Raw genomic sequence first — 14818 nt, 5'->3', positions numbered from 1 at the left:
TAACAACGATTTTAATTTCTGCAGAAAACTATATTATGCATAAAGATACGCCTGCTGAAAAATACAATGATATCATGTCAGATAACCTTAATCCTGGCAGTTGGGTTGATGAACATGCTGATCATTTATATGCATATGCTCTAAGTCGTTTAAACGATAAAGAGATTGCACGTGATTTAGTTCAGGAAACATTTCTGGCAGCATTGGAAAAATCGCACACTTTTAAAGGCAACAGTACAATTCGTACCTGGCTGATCGCCATACTGAAATATAAAGTTATCGACGTATACAGGAAACGGGCGCGAATAAAAATGGGGGGCGATATTACAGAAACGCTCAATGGTCAGATAGAATATTTTGATCCGGATTTAAATAACTGGAAAAAGGAGCACTGGCCTAAACCATTTGGTATTGAAACATCCGACCCAATTCACAATAAGGAATTGAGTGCTGTCCTGCAAAAATGCATGAAAAAGCTTCCTCCATTGTGGTTCGCTGTATTTACGATGAAGCACATGGATGATGCACAAACTGAAATTATTTGTACGGACATGAATATTACGCCTTCAAATTATTGGGTTATTATTCACAGGGCAAAGGTAAACCTGCGCTCTTGTCTCCAACAGAACTGGTTATAAATATGAAAAAGGAACTGAAAACTGATCTTGAGATAATTGCTTATAACTGTAGGAAAGCGACATTCCTAATAGAAAAAAAACAGGATGAGCGGTTAAGTAATAGGGAAAAGCTGGAATTAAAGCTTCACTTAGCCGGCTGCTATATATGCCGCGTTTATGAACAGCAGAGCCTGATGATTTGCGCTATGGTTCATAAAATGGTCAACCCCGGACCAACCAAAGAGATTTTCCTGGACGATGATTTTAAAAATAGCCTGAAAAAGAAGATCGCTGAAAAATCGATCAGCAGGGATAATTAATATTTGCTTCATCTTTCGAATGGCGATAATCAATAAGTGACAAGGATATCGCAAAGAGACTATCCTATCCTAAAATTGAAGAGGATAATATAAAACTCCTTTACAAGTAGAACTTACCGAGACTTATTTATAGATAACATATTAAAGTAAATCAATTTGGGAGACACGGAAAATAATACGGCGGTTAAAAAAACCGCCGTAACCTAAATTAAATCTGATGATTTATGGTAATATCAAGTTCGCTTAGCTTTGGTATTTCGCCAACCACCTATCTTTGATTTCGGCTCTATAATTGATGAATTCAAGATCTGTGCCTTCAGCAATGGCATCTAAAGGATACCGAAGTGGACGGGTTCCACTTTCCATGTTAACCAATTTCAAAACGCCGTCGGCGACGGTTTGAGGATTAACTTGATACTCTGCCATTTTTTTATGAAAAGCCGTTCCAAGAGCATTTAGCATTTCAGAAGCCTCAGGCTCGTATTCTTTGGCAATTTCAGGATTGTCGGCGTGTATACCAGCCTTGCTTCCATTATTCATTTCCGTTGGATAAGCTCCAGGTTGTATACTGACGTTTTCAATGTTAAATTTTCTTAATTCTTCCTGGAGGCCTTCAGTTATACTTTCCACACCGAATTTAGCAGCTAGATAAGGTATCATAAATGGTAAAGTATGACCGCTTGCTCCAGAGGTTATGTTTATAATCAATCCGTTTTTTTGCTTTCGCATAACCGGTAAAACAGCTTGGTAGGTCCGAATTACCCCGTAAAAATTAACTTCGAACATTGCCTTAATTTGATTTATTGAATAGGCTTCCAATAGCCCAAAACCATTTACCCCTGCATTATTTATTAGAATGTCAATCGTGCCATATTTCCTTAACACGAGCTCGAAGGCTTTCGTCACTGATGAATCCTCAGTTACGTCTAAATCCACAACTTCCACGTTGGTCAATGCCTCTAAATCTTGGGCAACAGACTTGTTTTTTCCGTCAGTATCTCGCATTCCAGCTAACACTTTGTGTCCTGCATTGGCGAGGGTGGTTGTCATTAGTTTACCAAATCCTGTACTTGTACCTGTAATTAAAATGATTTTGCTCATCTGTTTTGATAGTTTTAAATTCTATAAATCGATGAGACAAAGGTGTACAGACGGACAAGGTATTTCCATTGATAAAAGACAAGAAATTTCTTGTCTTTTATCAATTACAAAACTTTATTTTTTTTGGTTACTTTTCTAACCCGGCTTAGTGTGGCAGGCGTAATTCCCAAAAATGAAGCGAGCATATGTTGGGGAACACGGTTTGCTAAATGGGGATATTTGCTAAGATAATTCAGATACCTTGCCTCAGCGGAAAGGCTGATGTTGTCATGAATTCTATTTTGAAAAGCAACAAGACTCCTGGTAATTAAAGAATTAGTAAAATCCATAAACCCAGGAATACTCGTTTTTAACATATTGAAATTATCGTCTTTTATCAATATTACTACAGATTTTTCAATCGCTTCAACGAAGTTTTTGGATGGGTTACCAGATAGGGTGCTTTCAGGATCGCCTGCCCACCAATTTTCAATTGCAAAAAAAACAATATGTTCTAAACCATTTTGATCTACCCGATAACTTCTCAATAGTCCTTCACAAACAAAAACGTGGTAAGGCCATAAATCCCCTTCTTGGATCAAAAATTGTTTTTTTCTGAGAGTTTTAATTTTTACAGCAAATTGTACTAATTCGATATCTTCCTTAGAAAGTGTAATTTTTGCATTTAAGTATTCTATGAACCTATCAAGCATTTTTATTTATTATTGAAATTGAGGTATTGATAAAATTAGGAAAACACTTTCATTCTTTAAACCATAGTCTTTTATATAAGAGTATGCTCAATCATTCAACTTAAGTTGTTGACCCTTTAACGTAATCTAGTAAAGAGAGTGCATTATTTTTACTTTTATAGGATACCCTTCCGTGCAAAGTAATAATTTTGTTAAATGCCAAATGTACAGCCGCTTGTAGATCATATTAAGAAACAAATGGATTTATCGCAAGACGAGGAAGAATACTTGACTTCGTTACTTAGTGTTAAAACATTCAGAAAAAGACAATTTGTAGATCAACCTGGATATGTTTCCCGGTACCGAAATTATGTAGTAAGTGGAGCACTTAGGGCGTATGTAATTGGTAGTGATGGCCAAGATCACACGATTTCACTTGCCATTGAAGATTGGTTTATCGGAGATCCCGGAAGCTATATGTCGCAGGAATCTGCAACACTATTCGTCGAAGCTATGGAAGATTGTACTTTGATCCAGTTAAGTTTCGACAACGAGCAATTGTTAATGGAAACAATGCCTAAATTTGAACGCTATTTTAGAATAAGAGCACACAAAACAGCCGTTAATTTTCAAAAAAGAGTACTATCCAATATTAGTGAAACCGCAGAGGAACGTTATGAAAACTTCATATCAAAATATCCGCAACTCGTTTCACGATTTCCTTTATATGTTATAGCATCTTACCTGGGAATGTCCAGGGAGTTCTTGTCAAGAATTCGAAATACCCGTTCGAATCAGAAAACAGTGTGATTTAGTTCACACGAATTTGGTGATCCAGTTCCTTTATGAGGTTAGGTCGATTTATCAATTTTGCATAGTCAATATTGACGTGGATTAAATACTATAATGATGCAAGATTATTCAAGCGAATTCTCAGGTAGGAAAGTTTTTATCACCGGAGGTTCACGTGGCATTGGTGCTGCGATAGCTCAAAGATTATTAGATGGTGGCGCTCAAGTGGCAGTTTCTGCGCGCTCAAAAACCGAAGATATTCCTTCAGGTGCGATCTTTATTAAAGGTGATATAAGTACTGCTGAAGGAGCCAATGTCCTGGCAAAGGAGGTTCTGGAAACATTAGGTGGAATAGATATTCTTATCAATAATGCGGGTTCTGCAAGGGTGCATTTGGCTGGTTCTGCCGGCATTCCTGATGAAGAGTGGTTGGATGCCTTAAATTTGAATTTCCTGTCGGCGGTAAGAACTACAACTACGTTACTTCCGGCACTGAAAGAATCCTCAAATGGATCCATAGTTAATATTTCTTCCGGCGGTCCAAATGCTTTTATGGCCCCGTTGCTTCACTATGGGGCAGCTAAGGCCGCTCTCAATTCCTATTCTCTGGGTTTGGCAGCAGAGCTGGCTCCTAAAATCCGGGTTAACGTTGTAACTCCAGGTATGGTTATAACACCGGGCGCTGATGAGATTAGGAAAGTATTTACCGACGCGATGGGGGTTCCTGAAGGTGCGATGGGTGGGATGGTTCCACTTGGCCGAATGGGAAATGCCTCAGAAATTGCAGAGGTTGTAGCATTGTTAACATCTGACCGGGGAAATTGGATTACAGGCCAAAACTATTTCGTCGACGGCGGGATGGGTAACATTGGCAGAAAGTAGTTCAGCAAATGAGATTTACTGCTAGGGACAAATCCTAATAACGATTTGTCCCTTTTTAGCAATTGAAGTTTTCAAATTAATTCAAACCATAAACGACGTCAACAATTCCTGCTTTTAAGCTAAGGACGTATTTTGTTAATGTCAGGGATTCTTTGGGGCGGATCAATTTAATAACGGCTTCTTCACCTTCATCAACGATAGTCCAATCTTTCTTGATATAAATATCAGTCGTTTTCCTTCCCTGATCAACATGGTTTAATGAGTTTTACCGTTAATATCCGGTAAGGCGAATCCCGGCGCCCGCTTATTAAGCAACATTTCAGTCTCCCTTTGCCATCAGCTGCCTCTTTTACCGCTGCCGACGTCACTGGAAAAACGCTGATAACACCTGAATGGGCCGAATCATGTCCATAGAGAATCTGTTACCCCAAAACTTCCGTACGCTGTCAAATTTTAGAACCTGATAATGATTTTGACTATAAACTGATGGAAAAATCAAAATTTCGACCAGGACACTTACTTGAAATGCAGGGACGACCTGCGTTGCGGCTGAAATATTCAACGCAAACAGTCTGCATTATTTTGCTTTTTGCTCCATCTGTTCGATGATCTTGTTAACATCGGTTTCCGTGGTCTGTAATTTCGCTTTGCAGAAATTAACAAGGAATGCCCCGCGTTTCACTTTTTCTGCCAGCTCGTCGACGGAAATCGTTTCTGATTCCATCGCTTCCGCAATATCACGCAGCTCTGCGTAAGCTTTTTCATAAGTTAAAGTCTCTTCCGTCATAAGCTTTCTTGTTATTTACTATAACTTCAATTTCCTCACCCGCTAAGATAATATCAATTTGGTTACCAGGTGAAACCGATGCCGGGTCACTGATGATCTTTCCGTTTTGCCTAATAAGTGCAAATCCTTTTTTCATCACATTTTCCGGTGACATCAAACGAATTAATGCCGCATAATTATTAATATGCCCTTGTTCCGTTTTTAAAAAATACTGGCTGGCATAGCCCATCCTGCCGACCATACTTTGCAGGTCTTTTTGCTTTTCATAAAGCATTTGCCCGGGACGCCGGGCCAGGACAGATGACAATGCACTTAAGTCCTGTTTTTGGGCAGACAAATAATGGCCTGCACCGGTCAGAAACTGCTGACTGACCTGGCTGAGGAGCCTGTTTTGCCTGGCGAGTATTTGCTGCGAACGGATGATCATGTTCTTTTCAAAGGATAACAACTCATCGCTAAAAGCCCGGTTATGCGCCACGATCATTTCAGCTGCCTTCGTCGGTGTTTTGACAGCTGTATGGGCCATCAGGTCAGCCACCGTTTCATTTTTCTGATGGCCTATGCCGGTAATAACCGGGATAGGAAAGCGGGCAATCGCCCTTCCTATACTATATTGTTCGAATAATAGCAGATCGGTTTGAGCGCCCCCGCCACGGATAAGGACAACTGCGTCATAATCGTTTTGCGCATTATAAATGGCAATTAACTGGTCAACGACAACTTGTGCATTTAATTCACCCTGAACGACACTATTGTAAGTATCCGTCCGGAACCGGTAATTAAAAGCATTGTTATTCAGGGTATGTAGAAAATCTTCCAGGCCGGCAGAGGTGCTGGACGATATAACGGCAATATTTTGTATAACTGCAGGCAATCGCAGTTGCTGATTCGACGTGCTGTAAACGCCATTGTTCAGCCGGATATGTTCCGTATTATCTTTGACCAACCGTAACAAAGTGGCCTGTTTCTGCTGTTCAAGCGCCCCTAAGGTAAACCCGGTGTCAATGTCGGTTAACGTAAGTTGCAGGCCGTAAACCGCATGATAAAATATGCTGACCTGCACTAAGACACGCAGATCATTACCAAATTTCTGCCCGGTCGCCTGTTCGAACGCAGCAATTCGGCTGCTGCCATCCGCCCAGGACCTGGTCGGTATCCTGGAAATTAAGGCCGCCGAACCTTGGTCTTTTTCGACGAGGTCAAAATAATGATGACTGCTGGCTGGTTTAAAACTGTGATTCGCAATATCAGCCACAACCCAAAAGGATTGCTGCTTAAAAACTTCGTCAATGACCTGGTATATTATACCAGCCAGTTCTGACAGTCGGATCGGGGTGGCTGTATCCAGGCTCATTAATGTTTATGTAAATGGCCGATCAGGTATCCTATCAAAAATGCAATGATCACGATCCCCCACCAGATGTATTGACGGACCTTCAATTGATTGATCACTTTAGCCAGTTCAGCTATTTCCATTTCGTTCGAAAGTTTCAAGTTTTGAAGTCGCATATTTTGCTGCTGTAGCTTATGGAGCGTGCCACCAACTTCCACGGGCTTCTCTTGGGCCAGCCAGTAACGCCGGGTAAAACCACCTTCTTGCAAAAACTTCTCTCCTTTCGGCTTCAGCACCAATTTTTCCGGCAATTCAAAATCCCCGTGCTTACCGGCTTCTGCAACTAATTCCTCCCTGGCCAAAACCTGCACCATAATAAACGCGGTGGCCTCATCCTGGTCAAAAAGTTCCAATAACTGAAAGCGCGTCAGGCTATCCGGAATTCCAAATGCTTCCAGCATGGCATCCAGCATCCCGCATTCATATTCGTTCAGGTCAGTCATCAAACAAAAATAACAATAACTTTCCTTGTAGAAACAGAACTTAAATCATCGTGCGAATTAAACAGTTGTCAGGACGGTAGCTGTATTAAGTCCTATTTTTGAAAGTAAAATAACCCGAAACTGCAACGTTTAGCCGGCTAAGACGTCTACTTTAAGGTCATCTTAAAAAGTATTTTTATAAAGCGCCAACTATAACAATCTTTTTAAAGCCGGCCACTTAAACCGCTAAAGCTCATCATGAAACAAGCGGAGCTGAAGTACATGTTGGTTCTCTTTTCGAGGATAAATACAGACCATGATCTGGCTGATACCCTTGGCACGAGCAGAAATGATTGAAATGCGATTACTTGCTAGTGAATATGATCAATTTCAGGCCTTTAAAGGAACAAAGAACTATTTAACCGGTATCACGGCCCCTTACCCGGTCGACAAAGCGTAGGAACTAAATGATGAATCTTACTAATCAAACTTTTTTCAGCACGATGATAAGCTGATGTTCATTCTTGATTGGGCAGAATTAAAATTTTAGCAAATGATAAAGGGAAGGATACCATTAGCGCTCCTTCCCTTATCACGTAATTATTTCATTCTTAACCGGGTCAGATTTTCTGTATCGACTAAATCTAATTAATTTGTTATATTCAAAAGTTCCAAGTCCGATAAATGGGCGATCATTTCTGAGGTCATACGAGCCAGATCAAATTCTACTTTCCAACCCCAATCATTTTTGGCGTCCTCATCGTCGATGGAATTCGGCCACGAATCTGCTATATATTGCCTGAAGTCAGGCACAAAGTCGCACTCGAAATCAGGATAATATTGCTGCAGCTGTTTAAACAGTTCCCCAGGAGTAAAGCTTAGACCGGAAAGATTATAGGATGTACGAACTTTAACTTGATCAATTGGCGCTTCCATCAACTCAATGGTGGCCCTGATAGCATCATCAATATAAATCATGGGCAACGTTGTATGCTCAGCCAAATAACAATTAAAACGTCGGCCGCTGATGGCCGTGTGAAAAATTTCCACCGCATAATCTGTAGTGCCACCACCTGGTAATGATTGATAACTGATGATACCCGGGTAGCGAAGCGACCGGACATCGAGCCCATAACGACCAGCATAATAATTCAACATATTTTCGGTAGCCACCTTGCTAACCCCGTAGATTGTTGATGGATTTAGAACTACATCCTGCGGCGTTAAATCAGCTGGAACATTTGACCCGAACACAGCTATGGAACTCGGAACAAATATTTTATGCAGCTTAAATTCTCTGCCGATCCCCAATACGTTCAACAAGGATTGCATATTCACATTCCAGGCCCAAATCGGGTCGGCCTCCCCTTTGGCAGATAAAATAGCCGCCAAATGATAAATCTGTGTGATGTCGTGCTTTTTGACGAGATTAGCAAGTGACTGTTTATCCGTTGCATCAACCTGTTCAAAATACGATAATGGTTTTGAAGGCAAAGCAAGGTCCGATGCAATGACCTGTTCTTCACCATAAATGGACCGGAGTTTAGGTAATAAAGCAGAACCAACCTGTCCGTTTGCCCCGATTATTAGAATTTTATCAATTTTCATAACAACCCTACCGCTGCTCGTTATAAATCTCAAACTCGGCGATAGAAGGCTGATGATCGGCATCTAAAATCGTAATCCTCGCCTTCGTTGCTTTGACGCGGTCAAACCTGTGGATCTTAATTGTATGGCCATCTTCGCCATTAAATACTGGTTTCCACGCGCCATTCTGATAAACTTCCAACCTATAACTTTTAATATTCGATTTTTCTTCTGCAATTACAATTGCGTTAAAATCTTCCTCTTTCTTAAAATCTACCTCATACCAGGCATTTTTGGTAATTGTTGGGTTAGATACCCATGAAGATCCGAAGTCATCATCGTTCGCAAAATCCATAATGGCAGAATCGTCGCTCCAACTCGAGTTGGCCGGTTGCTTTTTGGCCAGATTATGCGAAATGATCGGCGCCTCCATTTGCGGTAATTGTGCCTTGGTGCCGTCATTATGCCACAACTCGCCAATCTTCTTTAAAGCGGCGAGGGCATTATCGTCCATTAAACCGTCGCGGTTTGGCGCCACATTTAAGATGAAATTGCAATTTTGTTTATTTAAAGGGATCAACGTTTCATTTACCAATTTAACCGGATCTTTCACCGGTGTAGTTGGATGGCTTGTTTCCCAGAACCAGTTTTGTTGTAGCGGTAAACAAGCTAAAGACGGCAAGCGGTTTCCTTTATCAGAAATGCGCTGCCCTGCTCCCATTTCATAAGTCTTGATGTCTGAGTAATACAATGCCTGCTGCGGGTATTTAGCTCCATTTAAATCCATCAACAGGCAGTTAGGCTGCAAAGATTTTACCAGATGGTAGATTTCTTCAAAAGGCACATCGTCATAAGATATTCTCGACCATGGGGCATCCCAGCCGTCAATAATCAAAGCCTGTATAGGGCCGTATTTGGTCAGCAGTTCTGTCAGTTGGGCTTTGACCATTTTAATATGGTCGGGGGTTATACAATTTGGCCTTAATTTGTGGTGGGTATCAAGGATAGAGTAGTAAAGAAATACTTTTAAACCGTTTTTGCGAAAGGCATCAGTATACTCTTTCACAACATCCCGTTTCAGCGGGCTGTGCATCACATTATAATCCGTTGTTTTGGTATCCCAGATACAAAAGCCGCTGTGGTGTTTGGTAGTGATACAGCCATAACTCATATTGGCCGATTTCGCTGCCTTTGCCCATTGATCGCAGTTTAATTTGGTTGGATTGAAGGCAGATGCCGGCATTTCCGGATCCGGCCAATCCTGGTTGGCATAAGTGGGTATGTTGAAGTGAATAAACATCCCAAAACGCAGGTCCACGAAATCCTGCTGTAACTCAGATAGCGGCCTCACCGGCGAATTATCCTTTTGCGCTTTTAACAGTGACGGAATAAAAATTCCCAGAAATAATAAAATAGAAGTTGTTTGCTTGATCATATTTGTTTTCATATTGTAAATCAGTTATTGATATAGCCCCATCCCGCCGGTCTGGCCGCAGCTTGGGTGCCCCATGTTTTGTTGGGCTTAGCGCCCATTATAAATTCCAGCGTGCTGCCATTCATGATATCGTTCTGCGTGATATAGGTCTTGTTATAAGTACGTCCATTTAATTTAACCGATTGGATATACCGGTTTAGCGTCCCGGCGTTTTCCACATTAACCTTAAAAGTTTTACCGTTTGGTAACCGGATAGCCGCACTTTTCAGGATCGGTGAGCCAATGGCATAAACACCGTTGGCAGGGTTTACAGGATAAAACCCCATAGCACTGAAAATATACCAGGCGGACATTTGACCGCAATCTTCATTTCCAGCATAACCGGAAGATGACGTGTCGTATAATTCATTCAATACTTTGGAAACATAATACTGGGTTTTCCAGGGTTGTCCCGAGTAGTCATACAGGTAAGCAATATGATGACTTGGTTCGTTACCATGCGCGTATTGCCCTATAAAACCGGAAGCATTACCGTTTACATTACCGGGCTTATTGGCCAGAGTAAAAAAGCTGTCGAGTTTGGCGGTGAAATTCTTATCGCCCCCCATCAGCTTAATCAGGTCGGGTACATTTTGCGGCACATACCAGGTGTATTGCCATGCATTAGCTTCGGTGTATGGACTACCACCGTTGCCCCCGTAACTAAGCGGATCAAACGGGGACAGCCACTTGCCATCTTTATTCCGGCCCTGAAAAAAACCTGTTTTAGGATTGTATAAGTTTTGATAAAAAGCTGATCGCTTAATGAAGTAGTCATAGTCTTCAGTCTTCCCCAGTTTTTTGGCGAGTTGTGCCACACACCAATCGTCATAAGCCATTTCTAAAGTGATAGATACAGACTGCGATTCAATATCTTCAGGGATATAACCATATTTCTCCCAGGCCGTAAACGGTGATCCCGGGTGATCTGTCATAGATGAAGCCTTTACTGCTTCATAAGCTTTTCCAGCGTCTATACCCGGAATACCCTTTAGGACGGCATCGGTAATAACTGGAATAGCATGATTGCCGATCATACAATAGTTTTCCTCACCCCACAATTGCCAGATGGGCAGGTAGCCATAGGTGTCGTACTGCCTGACCATGGTATTGATAAACGCTGCAGATTTTTCCGGCTGTGTCAGGGTATATAAGGGATGGGCCGCACGATAAGTATCCCATAAAGAGAATGTAGAATACTGCACCTTATCCGGTGCGTTGCGAATGGTCATGTCAGTCGCCTGATAATCGCCATTGACATCAGCCATGTTATTTGGCTGCGTAAAGGCATGGTACAAACCCGTATAGAAGATCTGCTTTTGCTCAAGCGTCCCTTCTACCTTTATTTTGCCCAGCTCTTTCTCCCACGAATCAGCGCACTGCCGGCTTACCTGTTCAAAATCCCAGCCTGCAACCTCACTGGCCATGTTCATTCTGGCATTTTCAATGCTTACGGGTGAGACCGCTACCTTCACCAGCACCTGTTCCTGATCGGTCGTACTGAAGTTTATCGCTGCTTTTACAGCCGTTCCGTTAATTACGTTAACAGCATGGGGTTTGCTGTTTCCATTAGCCATCAAGACACTATCGAATGGTTTGGAGAATTCCGCATGGAAATAAACTTTGCGTAAACTTGCCCATCCTGTGATGATCCGATACCCCTCTAAGGTGTGGTTATTAATCACCTTAATTTCGGCACCTATAACCCGGCATTCCCAGTAACCGCGCTTTTTATCCAGCGAGTGGTCCATGTCCAACACAATATGGGATTGCTTACTTGCCGGGAATGTATAACGGTGCATACCGGTATGCCCCGTAGCGGTCAGTTCTGCGTTAATGCCGTAATCCTTCAGCAGTACCTGATAATAACCGGGCCGGGCAGTTTCCTGGTCGTGCGAAAATGAGGAACGATAACCGCTCCGGTTGACTTTGGCATTTCCAGGGTTCAATTTTATTTCACCGGCAGACGGCATTAACAGTACGTCAAATAAGTCGGCTACGCCCGTACCGCTGAGGTGGGTATGGCTGAAACCCACTATTGTTTTGTCGTTATAGTCATAACCAGATGCCGGGTCGTCCGGAGCATCACGTGTATCCGGGCTTAATTGTATAAACCCGAAAGGCATGGTGGGCCCGGGAAAGTTGCTACCTGAGAGGCTATTGGTATCTACAGCGCCGGTGCCTATCAAAGGTTTCACGTATTGTACAAATTTTGTTTGCTGGTTGTTTTGGGCCAATACCCACGACCAGCAAAAAGTAAAAAGGAGGATAATCGATCGTTTCATTTTAAATTTTATAACTGTGCCGACTTATTTATCGTTCGACAGTGAAAAAGGATAGTCAGTAGGTTTAATACCCCTTTGCTTATTGGGAATGTTTTGCATTTGCATGTCAATGGTTGCGCCGTCAAACAACTTGTGATGACTCAGCCAGTTGTGTTCGTATGGCTTACCATTAAATTTCACGGATTTGATATACCGGTTAGCGTCCGAATTATTTTGTGAGCTGATGATTACCGTTTTGCCATTTTCGAGGTTCAACGTTATCTTACCGAAAAGCGGGGCTCCGAGTACATATTGATCTGAGGCCGGGCATACCGGGTAGAATCCGATTGCTGAAAATACGTACCATGCAGATGTCTGACCGTTATCCTCATCCCCGCAGTAACCATCAGGGGTAGCTTTGTATAATCGGTTCATGGCTTCACGGACCCAATATTGTGTTTTCCATGGTTCACCTGCGTAGTTATATAAGTAAAGCATGTGTTGTATAGGCTGATTTCCGTGCGCGTACTGCCCCATGTTCATGATTTGCATTTCGCGTATTTCATGGATCACGCCCCCGTAGTAACTGTCGTCAAAAACGGGTGGAAGAATAAATACGGAATCCAGTTTATTTACAAACTGCTTGTTGCCGCCCATGAGGTTAATCAGACCTTGCACATCATGAAAAACGCCCCAGGTATAATGCCAGCTATTACCCTCGGTGAAAGCGCCTCCCCATTTAAACGGATTAAATGGTGTTTGAAACGAACCGTCTTTGTTTTTACCACGCATCAGGCCCGTTGAACGATCAAAAAGGTTTTGATAATTCAGGCTTCGTTTTTTATACAGGTTAATTTCCGCAGCTGGTCGCCCAAGCTTTTTGCCAAGCTGATAAATAGCAAAATCATCATAAGCGTATTCCAATGTACGCGCTGCGCTTTCGTCGATTTTAACATCATAAGGGACATAACCCAACTCATTATAGTATTTGACGCCGTACCTGCCAACTGCTGATATCGGGCCTTCATGATTAGCGCCATGCAGCAGCGCCTGATATAAGGTGTCAATGTTATAACCACGAAGCCCTTTCAAATAAGCTTCAGAAACTACAGATGCAGAGTTATTACCTACCATAATATCCGAGTAACCAGGACTCGACCATTCGGGCAGCCAGCCCCCTTCTTTATAATCATTCAGCAACCCCCGCTGCATCTCCTTGTTAATAGCAGGGTACATGAGGTTTAAAAATGGATACAAAGCACGGAAAGTGTCCCAAAAGCCAGTTCCGGCAAACATATAGCCGGACAACACTTTCCCATTATATGGGCTGTAATGCACCGCCGCTCCACTCGCGTCGATCTCATATAATTTATTAGGGAAAAAGAGAATCCGGTAGAGACACGAGTAAAAGGTTCGCATCTGGTCTACCGTGCCCCCAGCTACCTGTACACGGTTTAAGGTTTTATTCCAGACTGACTTAGCTTTTATCCTTGTTGTCTCGAAATTGTCGTCTCCCAATTCGCGTTTCAGATTGAGCTCGGCTTGTTCGTAGCTGATGAAAGATGAAGCTACTTTAAGATGTACCTGCTCCCCTGCTGTTGTTTTAAAATTTACGACAGCGATGGCATGATCTTCGCTGATTTCAATCGTCCTGCCGTCTGATTTATCGTTGGCGGTATGCCGGTTTACGACGAAAGGTTTGTCAAAATAAATAACAAAGTAGTTTTTAAAATTGCCGGGGACGTTACCACTATTCCTGGTACTGTAGCCGGATATTTTTTGATTAGCAGGATCTATTTTCAGATAAGAGCCTTTGTCGAACGCATCAATAATAATATGTGAGCTGTCAGATTTGGGAAACGTGATCCTGAAACTGGCAGCGCGTTCGGTTGGTACAATTTCGGTGGTAACGTCGTAGTCGGCCAGGTAAACACTGTAGTAATAGGGCTTTGCGGTTTCGGCTTTGTGCGAAAACCAGCTGGCGCGTTCGTCTTCTTTGATTTTAATTTTTCCTGTTTCGGGGAAAATTGAAAACTGACCGTAATCATTCATCCATGGCGACGGTTGATGCGTTTGCTTAAAGCCGCGTATTTTATTGGCGTCATAGGTATATTGCCAGCCGTCGCCCATGGGCCCGGTTTGGGGCGTCCAGGTATTCATCCCCCACGGCAAAGCAATAGCAGGATAAGTATTGCCATTTGACAAATCACCGCTAGACGCTGAACCCATTAAGGGGTTAACCCATTCAACAGGATCGGTTATCCGGTCAACCCGCTGCGCTACAACCGGCAAGGAAAAAAGTAGCGGGATAAGACACTTAAAAATTTTCATCAGTATTAGGAATTTCGGGTAAATTAAATGGCTGATTGACAAAATAGGCGGTCATTGCCCCTGCCGCACAAGCTATTGGTGCAGCCTAACAAAGTTTTCACCTGCCTGCTCCGACTACATGGTATATTTGATCTTTTCATTGGATTCGCCTGAAATTTGATCTTTCAAAATCTCAAA

General features: G+C 42.4%; 13 protein-coding genes. 4 read left to right on the top strand and 9 right to left on the bottom strand.

The genetic code is table 11. From position 1 onward, the window contains the following. Positions 1-35 precede the first annotated feature (35 nt). Positions 36-638 (top strand): sigma-70 family RNA polymerase sigma factor, encoded by a 603-nt coding sequence (locus tag PQO05_RS10005; RefSeq protein ID WP_273632647.1) that lies wholly within the window; start codon positions 36-38, stop codon positions 636-638. A gap of 2 nt (positions 639-640) precedes the next feature. Next, complete coding sequence (locus PQO05_RS10000) at positions 641-937, top strand: zf-HC2 domain-containing protein (protein WP_273632646.1); 297 nt, start codon at positions 641-643, stop codon at positions 935-937. Positions 938-1180: 243 nt separating this feature from the next. Here the strand turns inward: PQO05_RS10000 and PQO05_RS09995 are convergent, their stop codons facing one another. Together PQO05_RS09995 and PQO05_RS09990 are read right to left on the bottom strand one after the other, a co-directional pair. Further along, a complete protein-coding gene (locus PQO05_RS09995; RefSeq protein WP_273632643.1) occupies positions 1181-2038 on the bottom strand; it encodes an SDR family oxidoreductase in 858 nt (285 codons plus the stop codon). Positions 2039-2142: 104 nt separating this feature from the next. After that, positions 2143-2730 (bottom strand): Crp/Fnr family transcriptional regulator, encoded by a 588-nt coding sequence (locus PQO05_RS09990; RefSeq protein ID WP_273632642.1) that lies wholly within the window; start codon positions 2728-2730, stop codon positions 2143-2145. 195 nt (positions 2731-2925) lie between these two features. On the opposite strand from PQO05_RS09990, the gene PQO05_RS09985 reads away from it, so the two are divergent. After that, positions 2926-3519: a Crp/Fnr family transcriptional regulator gene (locus PQO05_RS09985; protein ID WP_273632640.1), complete on the top strand. Its 594-nt coding sequence runs from the start codon at positions 2926-2928 to the stop codon at positions 3517-3519. Positions 3520-3615: 96 nt separating this feature from the next. Beyond that, positions 3616-4383, top strand: a complete 768-nt coding sequence (locus PQO05_RS09980; protein WP_273632638.1) for an oxidoreductase — start codon at positions 3616-3618, stop codon at positions 4381-4383. A gap of 577 nt (positions 4384-4960) precedes the next feature. Here the strand turns inward: PQO05_RS09980 and xseB are convergent. The 7 genes from xseB to PQO05_RS09945 all read right to left on the bottom strand — a co-directional run bounded on the left by xseB (position 4961) and on the right by PQO05_RS09945 (position 14641). Then, positions 4961-5170 (bottom strand): exodeoxyribonuclease VII small subunit, encoded by a 210-nt coding sequence (xseB, locus tag PQO05_RS09975; protein ID WP_273632636.1) that lies wholly within the window; start codon positions 5168-5170, stop codon positions 4961-4963. Next, a complete protein-coding gene (gene xseA, locus PQO05_RS09970) occupies positions 5145-6524 on the bottom strand; it encodes an exodeoxyribonuclease VII large subunit (protein ID WP_273632634.1) in 1380 nt (459 codons plus the stop codon). Before xseA ends, xseB begins: the two co-directional genes overlap by 26 nt. Continuing rightward, positions 6524-7006 (bottom strand): hypothetical protein, encoded by a 483-nt coding sequence (locus PQO05_RS09965; RefSeq protein WP_273632632.1) that lies wholly within the window; start codon positions 7004-7006, stop codon positions 6524-6526. The genes xseA and PQO05_RS09965 overlap by 1 nt, the downstream gene beginning before the upstream one ends. 627 nt (positions 7007-7633) lie before the next feature. Then, entirely contained in the window at positions 7634-8593 is a 960-nt protein-coding gene (locus tag PQO05_RS09960; protein ID WP_273632630.1) for an NAD-dependent epimerase/dehydratase family protein, read from the bottom strand. Positions 8594-8600: 7 nt separating this feature from the next. Further along, complete coding sequence (locus PQO05_RS09955) at positions 8601-10019, bottom strand: alpha-L-fucosidase (protein ID WP_273632628.1); 1419 nt, start codon at positions 10017-10019, stop codon at positions 8601-8603. Positions 10020-10027: 8 nt separating this feature from the next. Continuing rightward, a complete protein-coding gene (locus PQO05_RS09950) occupies positions 10028-12331 on the bottom strand; it encodes a GH92 family glycosyl hydrolase (RefSeq protein WP_273632626.1) in 2304 nt (767 codons plus the stop codon). Between the two features lie 24 nt (positions 12332-12355). Continuing rightward, on the bottom strand, positions 12356-14641 hold the full coding sequence (locus PQO05_RS09945; protein ID WP_273632624.1) for a GH92 family glycosyl hydrolase: 2286 nt from the start codon (positions 14639-14641) through the stop codon (positions 12356-12358). Positions 14642-14818: the final 177 nt, after the last annotated feature.

Source organism: Mucilaginibacter jinjuensis, assembly GCF_028596025.1.
In the GTDB taxonomy this organism is placed as follows: Bacteria; Bacteroidota; Bacteroidia; order Sphingobacteriales; family Sphingobacteriaceae; genus Mucilaginibacter; species Mucilaginibacter jinjuensis.
This window is presented reverse-complemented; position numbering and strand designations above follow the sequence as displayed.

Bases quoted from the DNA above. Each gene is read 5' to 3' on its own strand.
- PQO05_RS09945 (WP_273632624.1), bottom strand. From the start codon at position 14,641: ATGAAAATTTTTAAGTGTCTTATCCCGCTACTTTTTTCCTTGCCGGTT.
- xseB (WP_273632636.1), bottom strand. From the start codon at position 5,170: ATGACGGAAGAGACTTTAACTTATGAAAAAGCTTACGCAGAGCTGCGT.
- PQO05_RS09985 (WP_273632640.1), top strand. From the start codon at position 2,926: ATGCCAAATGTACAGCCGCTTGTAGATCATATTAAGAAACAAATGGAT.
- PQO05_RS09960 (WP_273632630.1), bottom strand. From the start codon at position 8,593: ATGAAAATTGATAAAATTCTAATAATCGGGGCAAACGGACAGGTTGGT.
- PQO05_RS09965 (WP_273632632.1), bottom strand. From the start codon at position 7,006: ATGACTGACCTGAACGAATATGAATGCGGGATGCTGGATGCCATGCTG.
- PQO05_RS09950 (WP_273632626.1), bottom strand. From the start codon at position 12,331: ATGAAACGATCGATTATCCTCCTTTTTACTTTTTGCTGGTCGTGGGTA.
- PQO05_RS09980 (WP_273632638.1), top strand. From the start codon at position 3,616: ATGATGCAAGATTATTCAAGCGAATTCTCAGGTAGGAAAGTTTTTATC.
- PQO05_RS10000 (WP_273632646.1), top strand. From the start codon at position 641: ATGAAAAAGGAACTGAAAACTGATCTTGAGATAATTGCTTATAACTGT.
- PQO05_RS09955 (WP_273632628.1), bottom strand. From the start codon at position 10,019: ATGAAAACAAATATGATCAAGCAAACAACTTCTATTTTATTATTTCTG.
- PQO05_RS09990 (WP_273632642.1), bottom strand. From the start codon at position 2,730: ATGCTTGATAGGTTCATAGAATACTTAAATGCAAAAATTACACTTTCT.
- PQO05_RS10005 (WP_273632647.1), top strand. From the start codon at position 36: ATGCATAAAGATACGCCTGCTGAAAAATACAATGATATCATGTCAGAT.
- PQO05_RS09995 (WP_273632643.1), bottom strand. From the start codon at position 2,038: ATGAGCAAAATCATTTTAATTACAGGTACAAGTACAGGATTTGGTAAA.
- xseA (WP_273632634.1), bottom strand. From the start codon at position 6,524: ATGAGCCTGGATACAGCCACCCCGATCCGACTGTCAGAACTGGCTGGT.